This window comes from Phaeobacter inhibens DSM 16374 (genome assembly GCF_000473105.1).
GTDB classification, from domain to species: domain Bacteria; phylum Pseudomonadota; class Alphaproteobacteria; order Rhodobacterales; family Rhodobacteraceae; genus Phaeobacter; species Phaeobacter inhibens.
In genome coordinates this window covers 20,936-33,132 of record NZ_KI421498.1, presented here as the reverse complement: position 1 = coordinate 33,132, position 12,197 = coordinate 20,936, and the positions used below count along the sequence as shown (strand labels likewise).

The following is a 12,197-nucleotide window of genomic DNA, read 5'->3' as shown; positions in this document are numbered from 1 at the left end:
AACCGGCACCAACCCGCGGCATGGCTCTTGCAAGCGCGCGTCGGCGCGGCTAGGCAGTGGCCATGCGCATTATCCGTGACTTTCAATTCGTAGATCCAAAGGATCGTGGAGCCGTCGCCGCCATCGGCAATTTCGACGGGGTTCATCGCGGCCATCAATCGGTCATCGACCTGGCTCGCGAGGCGGAGCCGCAAGCACCGCTGGGAGTGATGACATTTGAGCCGCACCCACGAGAGTTCTTTGCCCCGGATGCCAAGCCATTCCGGCTAATGTCAGCAGAGGCGCGCGCCTCTCGGCTGGAAAAACTGGGGGTCGAGCGCCTCTATCAGTTGAACTTCAACGCGGCTTTGTCTGGCCTCACACCCGAAGCTTTTGCGCGCAAAGTCATCGCTGACGGGCTGGGACTGCGGCACGTGGTTGTCGGCTCTGACTTCTGTTTCGGCAAAGGGCGTGCGGGCACAGCCGAAGATCTCAAACGCTTTGGCGAAGATATGGGGTTTGGTGTGACCATCGCTCCGCTGATGGAATACTCCGAGGATACCGTGTCGTCCACCGCAATTCGCCGTGCATTGAGTGACGGACGCCCGCGGGATGCGGCCAATATGTTGGGCCATTGGCACCGGATTGAGGGTGAAGTGATTGGCGGCGAACAGCGCGGTCGTGAATTGGGCTATCCCACTGCAAACATGTCGATCGATGGGCTGCATCAGCCTGCCTTTGGCGTCTATGCCGTGCTGGTTGATGTGCTCGATGGGCCCCATCAGGGCAGCTACCACGGGGCGGCCTCCGTCGGGGTGCGCCCGATGTTCGATGGCAGCCACCCCAACATTGAAACCTTTCTGTTTGATTTCACCGGCAACCTCTACGGGGCGACACTGTCAGTAGGCCTGGTCGAATACCTGCGCCCGGAAATGACTTTCGACGGGCTGGACGGGTTGCTGGCGCAGATGGACGCGGATTGCACACAGGCACGCAGCCTTTTGGCGACCCTATGAGCGACGGTATTGATCGCAACGGGCTGGCCAAACGGTTCTGGGAAAAGAAACCGCTGGCGAAGCTGAACAACCGTGAGTGGGAGGCGCTTTGTGACGGCTGCGGCAAGTGTTGTCTCAACAAGCTGGAAGACGAAGACAGTGGCGAGGTTGCGCTGACCCGTGTTGCCTGCCGCCTGCTGGATGATGCCACCTGCCGCTGCGCCCACTATGAAAACCGTCACCAGTTCGTCCCGGAATGTATCGTTCTGAAACCGGACAATCTGGACACGCACGCCTATTGGATGCCACAGACCTGCGCCTATCGCCTACTTTGGGAGGGCAAGCCCCTGCCCGACTGGCATCCCTTGATCACCGGTAATCCGGCCAGTGTGCATGAGGCCGGCGTCTCGGTGCGCGGCTGGACGGTCTCCGAATTCGACACGCCCGAAGAAGACTGGGAAGAGCATATTATCGAGGAGCCGCTCTAAATGCATTTTGCCTCTGACAACTCCGGCCCGGCCAATCCTGAAATCCTCACGGCTCTGAGTGCTGCGAACACCGGCTATGCCATGGGCTATGGCGCCGATGAGGAGATGGCCAAGGTCACGTCCCGCATTCGCGAGATCTTTGAAGCACCACAGGCTGCAGTCTACCTCGTCGCAACCGGCACTGCCGCCAATGTGCTGGCGCTCTCAACGCTGTCGCAGCCCTGGCAGACGCTGTTCTGCACCCGACAGGCACATATCAATGTCGATGAATGCAACGGGCCTGAGTTTTACACCGGTGGCGCCAAGCTGACGCTGGTGAGCGATGCTGACAAGATGACCCCCGCCGATCTGCGCCAAGCCCTTGAGGGCGAGGAAAATCGAGGCGTCCACGGGCCGCAGCGCGGTCCCGTCTCGATCACCCAGGTGACGGAATTCGGCACGGTCTACACTTTGGATGAGCTGCGCGCGCTCTGTGATGTGTCCAAATCCTATGGTCTGCCAGTACATCTGGACGGGGCCCGTTTTACCAATGCGCTGGTCTCTCTCGGCTGCACCCCGGCAGAGATGACGTGGAAAGCAGGCGTCGATGTCGTGTCCTTTGGCGGCACCAAGAACGGCTGTATGGGCGTCGAGGCGGTGATCTTCTTCGATCCGGCAGAGGCCCAGGAGTTTGAATACCGACGCAAGCGCGGCGCGCATCTGTTCTCCAAACACCGCTATCTGTCGGCGCAGATGCTGGCCTATCTGACCGATGATTTGTGGCTGCGAAACGCCAGCGCCGCCAATGCAAAAGCCGCGCGTCTGGCTGCGGGCTTGCGCAATGCGGGGGCCCACTTCAGTCACGATCCGCAGGCCAATATGATCTTTGCCGCGCTGCCCCGCGCGACCCATCAGCGGCTGTTCGATGCAGGCGCCGTCTATCATCTGTGGGACGGAACCCTGGACGGCGCTGCAGAGGAAGCGGTCACAGCGCGCTTTGTCTGTGACTGGTCTGTTGGTGACGATCAGATCGACGCGTTTCTGGCGCTTCTTTAGCGCATTTCCTGAGGGCGGCAGTGCCAAAGGCCGCCTTCAGATTACCGCCACTGAGGCCAGAGGCATGGCGTCCATGACGCTCTCACGGTTCAGGAAATGCCGGGCCATGTCGCCTGCAAACCCGGTCTTGCGGTAACCGACACCAACCACGCGCGTCACCGGGTCAACGTCCGAAATCTCACGCAACACGATGCCACGCTGGGCCTCGCCATGAGAGATCGGCATAAGCGCAACCCCCAACCCGGCTGCCACCAGATCCATCAGCTGGGCATCATGGATCGCGCTGGCCGCCATCCGCAGCCCGGCCACCGGCGCCTCCTCCTGTCCCAGCTCGGTCAGAAAGCGATCCGCGCTGGGACAGTAAGGGCGTGCAATCAGCGCCTCCCCGGCAAGATCCGCGAGGGTCAGCTTCGCCTTCGCCAACAGCGGATGGGCGCTGTGAAGCGCCAGGCCGTAACGCTCCTGCCAAAGCGGGTGAAACCCGCAACCACGCGGCAGACAGCTTTCAGCGACAAACTGCAGATCAGCCTGCAGCGCATCATCGGTGAATTGGAACTGCGCCCGCGGCACCGCACGGCGGATCCGGGCCAGTCCGGCATCAAACGGCGCCATCATCACATCCGGTGCGCAATACACCCGCACCACCCGCGCCACATGACCTTTCAGCCGCGCCTCTAGCTGGCTCACCTGTGCCAGAACGCCCCCGGCCTGACTGTACAGTTCATGGCCAAGCGCTGTTGGCGTCAGCCCATCTCTGCTGCGGTGAAACAGCGGCCCGTCATAGCGGTCTTCAAGCCGGGCAATTGCAGCGGAGACCGACGGCTGGCGTACATCGCAGGCGCGGGCTGCGGCGCTGAAGGTCCCCAGCTCATAGGCGGCACGGAAATATCGAAGCGGTGTAAGATCATCCATAGATCAAAACTATAGCAAGGATAGGGATAAGAGCAATTCCCTATACCTGAATTCTTTGCGATCCTGTTTCCACACCCAACAGGAGAGCACCATGTCCGCAACCAATCTGGCCACCGCCCCCGGCACCGATACCACATCGCAACCTGCAATCGAGCAGCTCCTCCGGCTGTTTGAAGCGGGTGATCCGGCGCTGATGGGCTTCATCGCAGCGGACATTGATTTCCGCATCGATCATTATCGCGACAGCGATGGTGTCGACGTCAGCTGGCAACAGGCCACGGATATTGAAGGCTTTGGCGTGATCCTGTCCCGGCTGGGGCCGGAGGTGTTTCCACAGGGTACAAAGATCGTCGGACTTAGCTCGCAGGATCTGGGCGATGGCTGGTACAACACCCGCTTTCACCAACGCTATCACTACGCGGTTCGCGGCCGCATGGTGGAAAGCGTCACCTTCATCCTGTCGCATCAAGCGGATGGCAAGATTGACTATTTTCGCGAAACCGTCACCACGGTGAACGATATCTGAGCCTACAATCTCGCCCAATGACCCTCAAAATGCAAAGCCGGGGCACAGTGCGGCCTCGGCTTTGTATGGTCTGTCAGCCCAGCAAGGGACGTGATGGATATCTTACGCCTCAGCTGGCGCCACCTCCGGCCAGAAACCCTGCAGCAACGCTGCGGTTTCAGCAGGATGGGTGATCGGCAGCATATGTCCGGCGCTGTCAATCCGGCGGCAGGTGACATCCGGCAGCCGTGCTGCCAGCGCACGAATGACCTCATGCATGATGGGTTGGCTCTTGCCGCCATCAATCAGCAGACAGGGCATCGTCACGCGCGCCAGCTTTTCCGGTGTCAGCACCCCCAGCATATCCTCATAGACCTGTGTATCGCAGGCCATCACCGCTGGAAAACTGCGCACCATGGCATCCCGGGCGCTTTCGGGCAGGTCGTTCCACTTTGGATGGCCCGCCCCCCAGGCCCGGTTGAACAGCCGTGTCGCATGTTCAACGTCGCCGTTCAGATATGTCTCGCGCACCGTCATATGATCCCTGCGCAGCGCCTCCAGCGCCTCCGGATCGCTGGTCTCCGCTGCGGTCGCCAGCGAAAAGAACACCGGCTCAACCATCACCAGCGATCGCACCAGATCCGGGCGCATCTGGGCCATTGCCAGAACGACAGTGGCGCCAAAAGAATGACCGATGAGATCAAGCGGACCCTCTTTGGCGAGGTTCTCGGCCTCAATCAGAGCCAGACCTGCCTCTGCGTTGCGCAGCTGCAGCAATCCTTTGCCATCCCAGTCCGGGCTCCGGCCGTGGGACAACATGTCGAAGCTGGAGACCGTCACCTGTTCTTCCAGAATAGTAGCCAATCCACGCCAGGCACCCGAGTGAGCAAGCGAGCAATGAACGGCCACCACCTTTCTGGGGCCACATCCAAAAACATGGCTGGCAACGGGCTGCGCCAGCCCGGTAGAAATCGCCACCATTATTGCCACCGCGTTGTGGCTATGAGGCCACCCTCAACCAACGCCATTGTTTCCCGCGCCTCCCTGCAACCCCAGCAGGTTTCCCCTGCTCTGTCGTTTGCCACCATGGGCCTGTTCTCCCGCATTAAATCTAGGCGCGAGGGTACGCCCATGCTAAGCGGGGTTCAACATCACGAATCTGTCACACTGCCATTGCTGCCTGGGGATAACAGCCAATGCCGACCTTGAACGAACCCAAGCTGATTGCTGGGAACGCCAATCTTCCGCTTGCCGAAACCATTACCCGCCGCATGTCGATGCACCGCGGTGTCGATCAGGGCCTAGTTGATGCCCGAGTCGAACGGTTCAACGACGGCGAGATCTTCGTCGAAGTCTATGAGAACGTCCGCGGCGAGGACATGTTCATCATTCAGCCGACCTCAAACCCGGCCAATGACAACCTGATGGAGCTGCTGATCATCGCTGACGCCCTGCGCCGCTCGTCGGCCCAGCGTATCACTGCTGTCATTCCGTATTTCGGCTACGCCCGTCAGGATCGCCGCACCAAGGCACGCACCCCGATTTCGGCCAAACTGGTTGCCAATATGCTGACCGGAGCGGGCATCGAACGAGTGCTGACCATGGATCTGCATGCCGCTCAGATTCAGGGCTTCTTTGATATTCCCGTGGACAACCTTTATGCGTCGCCGATCTTTGCACTGGATGTGAAGAACCAGTTCAAGGACAGCATGGACGAAATCATGGTGGTCTCGCCCGACGTCGGCGGCGTGGCCCGCGCGCGCGAGTTGGCCAAACGCATCAACGCACCGCTCTCGATCGTGGACAAGCGCCGCGAAAAGGCGGGTGAAGTTGCCGAGATGACTGTGATCGGCGATGTGACCGACAAGATCTGCCTGATCATCGATGACATGTGCGACACCGCCGGCACTCTCTGTAAGGCGGCGCAGGTGCTGCTCGACAATGGCGCCAAGGAAGTCCACGCCTATATCACCCACGGGGTGATGAGCGGTCCTGCCGTGGAACGTGTGACCAATTCCGTGATGAAATCGCTGGTGCTGACCGATACCATTCAGCCGACCGATGCGGTGCTCGGCGCGCCGAACATCCGCATCCTGCCGACCGCCCCCCTGTTCACTCAGGCGATCCTCAACATCTGGCACGGCACCTCGGTGTCCTCGCTGTTTGAGGACAAGACACTGGTGCCAATCTACGAGTCGCTGTCGCGCAACGGCTAAGCCTCGTCTACAAACGCTGAGAAATCAAACCCCACGTCCGGCACCCGGCGCGTGGGGTTTTTCGTGGCACCCCCTGCCCTGTCATCGCACCGGTAGAATTGCTAGGCTGCCACATATCCCAAAGCCGGAGAGAGCAGCATGAAACACTATCAGGGTGGCTGCCTGTGCGGGGCCGTCAGGATCACCACATCTGGTCCGCCGCTCAGGGTTGGCATCTGCCATTGCCGGGACTGCCGCAGACACCACGGGGCATTGTTTTATGCCGCCGCGATCTTTCCCAAGCAGGCGGTACGCATTGAAGGCAGCCCACACCAATATCAGGGCCGCTCTTTCTGCAGCACTTGCGGGTCGTCAGTCTTTGCCCAATCCGGGGATGAAATCGAGGTGCATCTGGGTAGCCTGGACAACACAGACGGCCTGACGCCTGACTATGAGGTCTGGTGCCGCCGCCGCGAGCACTGGTTACCACAGTTCACGGACACAGCCTGTTACGAAAGGGACAGAGACGGCGACTAGAGCCGTCTAAAGCACGTCCCAATCATCCGCAAAGGGCAAGCTGCCAATCGCCAGCCAGGAGGCGCGGATGCGCGCGATACGGCTGTCGTTCCAGGTGCGAAACACCACATCAAACCCCTCTGTCGTGATGGTATCGGCGACCAGTTCAGCCCGGAGCGCGGCCCCGGAATCGATGTCCATCAGCGAACTGGAAAGATGCACCACAGGCAGCTCGGCAAAGGGTTCGGAAAACCGCACGCTGCGACGACGCTCACGCGGGCCGGCCCCCGTCCACATGGGGCCGCCGTTCTCGAACTCCGAGAAAACCTCAATATCCCCCTGATCCACCCCAAGCCTGGGGCTGTGTACCCGTTTCATACTGCGTGCCTGCCCCCGGGACTGCGCCCGGCCTGTTTTTTTGCTCTTTGCATTATCTACGCCGCAAGAGTGCCAAAAAACAAAACCGGCCCGCAAGGGGCCGGTTCAATTTCTTGTGCCATGGTTCTGACAGGTCAGAGGCTCATATGGGTGCCCAGGGCTTCCATATCGGCGAGCAGCTTGGCCGCATCCTCAACGAGACCATGCGGTTGATCGGTGTCCTGCACGGTCTTGTAGGTCGTGCGGGCCTCTTCAATCAGCTCGTCCAGTTGCGCGCGTGTCAGCTGGTCCATGGGGATTGCCTTCTCAGCAAGGACAGACAGACCGTCAGCGCCGATTTCAGCAAAGCCACCGGTGACCAGATATTCCGATGTGCCTTGCGGGCTTTCGACCCGCAGGACACCCGGACGCAGCGTGGTGATGGTCGGCGCATGATTGGCCATAGCCGTCATGTCGCCTTCCGCGCCGGGGATCATTACCGCGGTCACCGGGAGCGACGCCAGGCGGCGCTCCGGGCTCACGAGGTCGAATTGCATCGTATCAGCCATCAGGGCCCTCCTTAGGCCGCGTCAGCAGCCATTTTTTCGGCTTTTGCGATCACTTCATCAATGCCGCCAACCATGTAGAAAGCGCCTTCAGGCAGGTGATCGTATTCGCCGGCCACAACGGCCTTGAACGACTTGATGGTGTCCTCAAGCGGAACCTGCTTGCCGTCTGCGCCGGTGAAGACCTTTGCAACGTCGAACGGCTGGGACAGGAAGCGCTGGATCTTACGTGCGCGGGTCACGGTCAGCTTGTCCTCTTCGGACAGTTCGTCCATGCCAAGGATCGCGATGATGTCCTGCAGCGACTTGTAGCGCTGGAGGATCTGCTGAACATCGGACGCCACGGCATAGTGCTCTTCGCCAACGATGGACGGGTCCATCAGACGCGAAGTGGAGTCGAGCGGGTCAACAGCCGGGTAGATACCCAGTTCCGAGATCGAACGGTTAAGAACGGTGGTCGCGTCCAGGTGGGCAAAGGTGGTTGCCGGTGCCGGGTCGGTAAGGTCGTCCGCGGGAACATACACAGCCTGGATCGAGGTGATCGAACCGTTCTTGGTGGAGGTAATGCGTTCCTGCATCGCACCCATGTCGGTGGCCAGTGTCGGCTGGTAGCCGACAGCGGAAGGGATACGGCCAAGCAGAGCCGAAACCTCGGAACCCGCCTGAGTGAAGCGGAAGATGTTGTCGACGAAGAACAGAACGTCGGTACCGGACTGGTCACGGAACTGTTCCGCCAGGGTCAGACCGGTCAGAGCAACACGGGCACGCGCACCCGGAGGCTCGTTCATCTGGCCATAGACCAGAGCAACCTGCGACTCTTCCAGGTTATCGGGTTTGATAACGTTGGATTCGATCATCTCGTGGTAGAGGTCGTTGCCCTCACGGGTCCGCTCACCAACACCCGCGAACACGGAGAAGCCCGAGTGCACTTTTGCGATGTTGTTGATCAGTTCCATGATGAGAACGGTTTTGCCAACGCCGGCGCCGCCGAACAGACCAATTTTACCACCCTTGGCGTAGGGGGCCAGCAGGTCGATCACCTTGATGCCGGTAACCAGCACTTCGGATTCGGTGGACTGGTCGCTGAACTCGGGCGCGGGCTGGTGAATGGCGCGGGTTTCCGCAGCCACAACAGGGCCCTGTTCGTCAACGGGCTCACCCACAACGTTCAGGATCCGGCCCAAGGTTGCGTTGCCGACGGGGATCGAGATCGGTGCGTCGGTGTCAGCGACGGCCTGACCACGAACCAGACCTTCGGTCGCGTCCATCGCGATGGTACGGACAGTGTTTTCACCCAGGTGCTGGGCAACTTCCAGAACCAGTGTCTTGCCATTGTTGTCGGTGGTCAGCGCGTTCAAGATCGCCGGCAGGTGGCCGTCGAATTGCACGTCCACAACGGCGCCGATGATCTGGGTCACCTTGCCTTTTGCATTTGCCATGTTTCGTCTCCGGTTTTCTTTTAGAGCGCCTCAGCGCCCGAAATAATTTCAATCAGCTCGTTGGTGATCACGGCCTGACGCGAGCGGTTGAACTCGATGGTCAGCTTGTCGATCATCTCGCCCGCGTTGCGGGTGGCGTTGTCCATCGCGCTCATCCGGGCACCCTGTTCGGAGGCCCCGTTTTCCAGCAGCGCTGCAAAGATCTGCGTTGCGACACCGCGCGGCAGCAGATCGGCCAGAATGGCTTCTTCGCTGGGCTCGTAGTCGTAGACGGCAGAGCTGGTCGCAGCGTCGTCTTCCTTGGCATCAAAGGACGCCGGGATCACCTGCTGGGCAGTCGGCACCTGGGTCACAACGTTCACGAACTTCGCGTAGAAGAGCGTAGCAACATCGAAATCCCCGGCGTCGAAGCGGGCCAGAACATCCTTTGCGATGTCCTGCGCGTTGGCGTAGCCAAGGCGTTTGACTTCGCTCAGATCCACGTGGCCGACAAAATAGTCGCCAAGGTCGCGTTTCATTGCGTCCCGGCCTTTTTTGCCGACCGTCAGGATCTTGACAGTCTTGCCCGCCGCGACCAGCGCCTGGGCCTTGGCCCGCGCCAGCTTGGCGATATTGGAATTGAAGCCCCCGCAAAGCCCGCGTTCGGCGGTCAGCACGACCAGGAGATGAACCTGGTCGCTACCGGTGCCTGCAAGCAGTTTGGGTGCAGAATCGCTGCCACCAACAGATGCGGCCAGCCCGGCCATAACGGCGTTGAACCGTTCGGCGTAGGGACGCGCATCCTCGGCAGCCTCTTGGGCGCGGCGCAGTTTTGCAGCCGCGACCATCTGCATGGCCTTGGTGATCTTGCGGGTCGACTTGACCGACGCGATCCTGTTTTTAAGGTCTTTAAGGTTAGGCAACGCCTGATCCCCCCTTAAGCGAAGTCAGCTGCGAACGCGTCCAGAGCTGCTTTGATCTTGTCGGCTGCGTCACCCTTGATCTTCGGATCTTCGGTGGTGATCCAGTCAAGCAGGTCCTGATGCTTGCTGCGCAGATGCGCCAGCAGGCCAGCCTCGTAACGGCCGACTGCTTTCACGTCGACTTTGTCGAGGTAACCGTTGGTACCTGCAAAGATCACACAAACGATCTCGGCGTTCGTCAGCGGTGCGTACTGCGGCTGTTTCATCAGCTCGGTCAGGCGGGCACCACGGTTCAGCAGCTGCTGGGTCGCGGCGTCCAAATCGGAGCCGAACTGTGCAAAGGCTGCCATTTCGCGGTACTGCGCCAGTTCCAGCTTAACCGGACCAGCAACGGATTTCATTGCATTGGTCTGCGCCGAGGAACCCACACGCGACACTGACAGACCGGTGTTCACAGCAGGACGGATGCCCTGATAGAACAGTTCGGTTTCCAGGAAGATCTGACCGTCGGTGATCGAGATCACGTTGGTCGGAATAAACGCGGATACATCGCCCCCCTGGGTTTCGATCACGGGCAGCGCGGTCAGCGAGCCTGCACCGAATTCTTCGTTCAGCTTTGCGGAACGCTCCAGCAGACGGGAGTGCAGGTAGAAAACGTCACCAGGATAGGCTTCACGGCCCGGCGGACGACGCAGCAGCAGGGACATCTGGCGGTAAGCCACGGCCTGCTTGGAGAGGTCATCATAAACGATCAGCGCGTGCTTGCCGCTGTCGCGGAAGTACTCGGCCATCGCGGTCGCGGCGTAAGGCGCCAGGAACTGCATAGGAGCCGGTTCGGACGCGGTTGCGGCAACCACGATCGAGTATTCCATCGCACCGGTTTCTTCCAGCTTTTTCACCAGCTGAGCCACGGTCGAGCGCTTCTGGCCGATCGCAACATAAACACAGTACAGTTTCTTGGACTCATCATCACCAGCGGCGTCATTGTAGACTTTCTGGTTCAGGATCGCGTCCAGAGCAACGGCAGTTTTACCGGTCTGACGGTCACCAATGATCAGCTCTCGCTGGCCACGGCCGATCGGGATCATCGCGTCAACGGACTTGAGGCCGGTTGCCATCGGCTCGTGAACCGATTTACGCGGGATGATGCCCGGTGCTTTTACGTCAGCAACCTTGCGCTCCTTGGCGTTGATCGGGCCTTTGCCATCCAGCGGGTTGCCCAGACCATCGACAACGCGGCCCAGCAGCTCGGGGCCAGCGGGAACGTCCACGATGGAGTTGGTGCGCTTGACGGTGTCACCTTCTTTGATGTCACGGTCGGAGCCGAAGATAACGATACCGACATTGTCGGCTTCGAGGTTCAGCGCCATGCCCATGATGCCGCCGGGGAATTCGACCATCTCGCCGGCCTGGACATTGTCGAGACCGTACACACGGGCGATACCGTCACCAACGGACAGCACGCGGCCAATCTCTGCCACCTCAGCTTCTTGACCAAAATTCTTGATCTGGTCTTTCAGGATCGCAGAAATCTCTGCTGCTTGGATACCCATTTATCCGACCTCTTTCATTGCGTTCTGTAGGGAGTTGAGCTTGGAGCGGATCGAGTTGTCGATCATCTTCGAGCCCACTTTAACGACGAGACCGCCAATGATGCTTTCATCGACGGTTGCATTGATCACGACCTTCTTGCCAGTGCGCTCGGCCAAAGTCTTGGCCAGTTTTTCGCTCTGGGTCTTGGTCAGCGCCTTGGCCGATGTGACATCGGCGGTAATCTCACCACGGGTTTCAGCCAGGCGTACGCGCAGGGCGTCAAGCAGCGCAGGCACCACAAACAGGCGGCGCTTTTCGGCCATCAGCGTCAGCGCATTGCTCAAAACCGGGTCCAGGCCCATTTTCTTGGCAATTGCGGTGATCGCTGTTCCCTGCTCCTGACGCGACACCAGGGGTGACGTGATCAGGTCGCGGAGATCTTCGCTATCCGCCAAAGCGGCAGACAGATCATTGATGCTGGTTTCAAGGCTATCAAGCGCCTTGCTCTCTTCGGCGATCTCAAAGATCGCGGTGGCATAGCGCGCGGCAATGCCTGCGGAGATCGAAGCTGGTTCGGACACGTCCACCCTTCCGATATTGGCCCCGGTTGGCTGACCTAGTGCAGGCGGCGTCCGGGGGCGTGAGGTCTCCCCACAATTTGGTGGGGCGTCAAAATCAGCGTGGATGTAGCAGAGCGTTGGCAACCTATCAACTGCCTTGGACGGCAAGGCGAAAAAGGAAGTTCCAAGCGTTTTCAAACGATTAGACGATAACA

The 12,197-nt window shown here is 60.0% G+C and carries 14 protein-coding genes; 6 read left to right on the top strand and 8 right to left on the bottom strand.

The genetic code is table 11. The features are described 5' to 3' along the window. Positions 1 to 62: 62 nt before the first annotated feature. The 3 genes from INHI_RS0103740 to INHI_RS0103730 are packed head-to-tail and all read left to right on the top strand — an operon-like array spanning position 63 to position 2,497. Positions 63 to 995, top strand: coding sequence for a bifunctional riboflavin kinase/FAD synthetase (locus tag INHI_RS0103740; RefSeq protein WP_014875403.1), 933 nt, complete (start codon positions 63 to 65; stop codon positions 993 to 995). Beyond that, complete coding sequence (locus tag INHI_RS0103735) at positions 992 to 1,462, top strand: YcgN family cysteine cluster protein (protein WP_027246779.1); 471 nt, start codon at positions 992 to 994, stop codon at positions 1,460 to 1,462. Before INHI_RS0103740 ends, INHI_RS0103735 begins: the two co-directional genes overlap by 4 nt. Next, positions 1,463 to 2,497: a threonine aldolase family protein gene (locus tag INHI_RS0103730; RefSeq protein ID WP_027246778.1), complete on the top strand. Its 1,035-nt coding sequence runs from the start codon at positions 1,463 to 1,465 to the stop codon at positions 2,495 to 2,497. Between the two features lie 36 nt (positions 2,498 to 2,533). On the opposite strand, the gene INHI_RS0103725 is transcribed toward INHI_RS0103730, so the two are convergent. Beyond that, positions 2,534 to 3,409, bottom strand: coding sequence for a LysR family transcriptional regulator (locus INHI_RS0103725; protein WP_014880753.1), 876 nt, complete (start codon positions 3,407 to 3,409; stop codon positions 2,534 to 2,536). 91 nt (positions 3,410 to 3,500) lie between these two features. Between INHI_RS0103725 and INHI_RS0103720 the strand changes: the two genes are divergently transcribed. Next, the gene (locus tag INHI_RS0103720) at positions 3,501 to 3,935 is read left to right on the top strand and encodes a hypothetical protein (RefSeq protein WP_014875407.1); all 435 of its coding nucleotides are present in this window, start codon (positions 3,501 to 3,503) and stop codon (positions 3,933 to 3,935) included. A gap of 102 nt (positions 3,936 to 4,037) precedes the next feature. Here INHI_RS0103720 and INHI_RS0103715 read toward each other — a convergent pair whose 3' ends face one another. After that, on the bottom strand, positions 4,038 to 4,895 hold the full coding sequence (locus INHI_RS0103715; RefSeq protein ID WP_014880754.1) for an alpha/beta fold hydrolase: 858 nt from the start codon (positions 4,893 to 4,895) through the stop codon (positions 4,038 to 4,040). A 215-nt stretch (positions 4,896 to 5,110) separates the two neighbouring features. Here INHI_RS0103715 and INHI_RS0103705 point away from each other — a divergent pair, with 215 nt between their 5' ends. After that, positions 5,111 to 6,130, top strand: coding sequence for a ribose-phosphate pyrophosphokinase (locus INHI_RS0103705; protein WP_014875409.1), 1,020 nt, complete (start codon positions 5,111 to 5,113; stop codon positions 6,128 to 6,130). Between the two features lie 138 nt (positions 6,131 to 6,268). Then, positions 6,269 to 6,646 carry a GFA family protein gene (locus INHI_RS0103700; protein WP_027246777.1) on the top strand — a complete coding sequence of 126 codons (378 nt, stop codon included), beginning with the start codon at positions 6,269 to 6,271 and terminating at the stop codon, positions 6,644 to 6,646. A gap of 6 nt (positions 6,647 to 6,652) precedes the next feature. Here the strand turns inward: INHI_RS0103700 and INHI_RS0103695 are convergent, their stop codons facing one another. From INHI_RS0103695 to INHI_RS0103670, 6 genes are all read right to left on the bottom strand, one after another. Beyond that, on the bottom strand, positions 6,653 to 7,003 hold the full coding sequence (locus INHI_RS0103695; RefSeq protein ID WP_027246776.1) for an H-type lectin domain-containing protein: 351 nt from the start codon (positions 7,001 to 7,003) through the stop codon (positions 6,653 to 6,655). Positions 7,004 to 7,137: 134 nt separating this feature from the next. Beyond that, the gene (locus tag INHI_RS0103690) at positions 7,138 to 7,551 is read right to left on the bottom strand and encodes a F0F1 ATP synthase subunit epsilon (RefSeq protein WP_014875412.1); all 414 of its coding nucleotides are present in this window, start codon (positions 7,549 to 7,551) and stop codon (positions 7,138 to 7,140) included. A gap of 11 nt (positions 7,552 to 7,562) precedes the next feature. Beyond that, entirely contained in the window at positions 7,563 to 8,987 is a 1,425-nt protein-coding gene (gene atpD, locus INHI_RS0103685; protein ID WP_014875413.1) for a F0F1 ATP synthase subunit beta, read from the bottom strand. Between the two features lie 20 nt (positions 8,988 to 9,007). Continuing rightward, complete coding sequence (locus tag INHI_RS0103680; RefSeq protein ID WP_014875414.1) at positions 9,008 to 9,889, bottom strand: F0F1 ATP synthase subunit gamma; 882 nt, start codon at positions 9,887 to 9,889, stop codon at positions 9,008 to 9,010. 14 nt (positions 9,890 to 9,903) lie between these two features. Then, complete coding sequence (gene atpA / locus INHI_RS0103675) at positions 9,904 to 11,442, bottom strand: F0F1 ATP synthase subunit alpha (RefSeq protein WP_014875415.1); 1,539 nt, start codon at positions 11,440 to 11,442, stop codon at positions 9,904 to 9,906. Beyond that, on the bottom strand, positions 11,443 to 12,003 hold the full coding sequence (locus INHI_RS0103670; RefSeq protein ID WP_014875416.1) for a F0F1 ATP synthase subunit delta: 561 nt from the start codon (positions 12,001 to 12,003) through the stop codon (positions 11,443 to 11,445). Between the last annotated feature and the right edge of the window lie 194 nt (positions 12,004 to 12,197).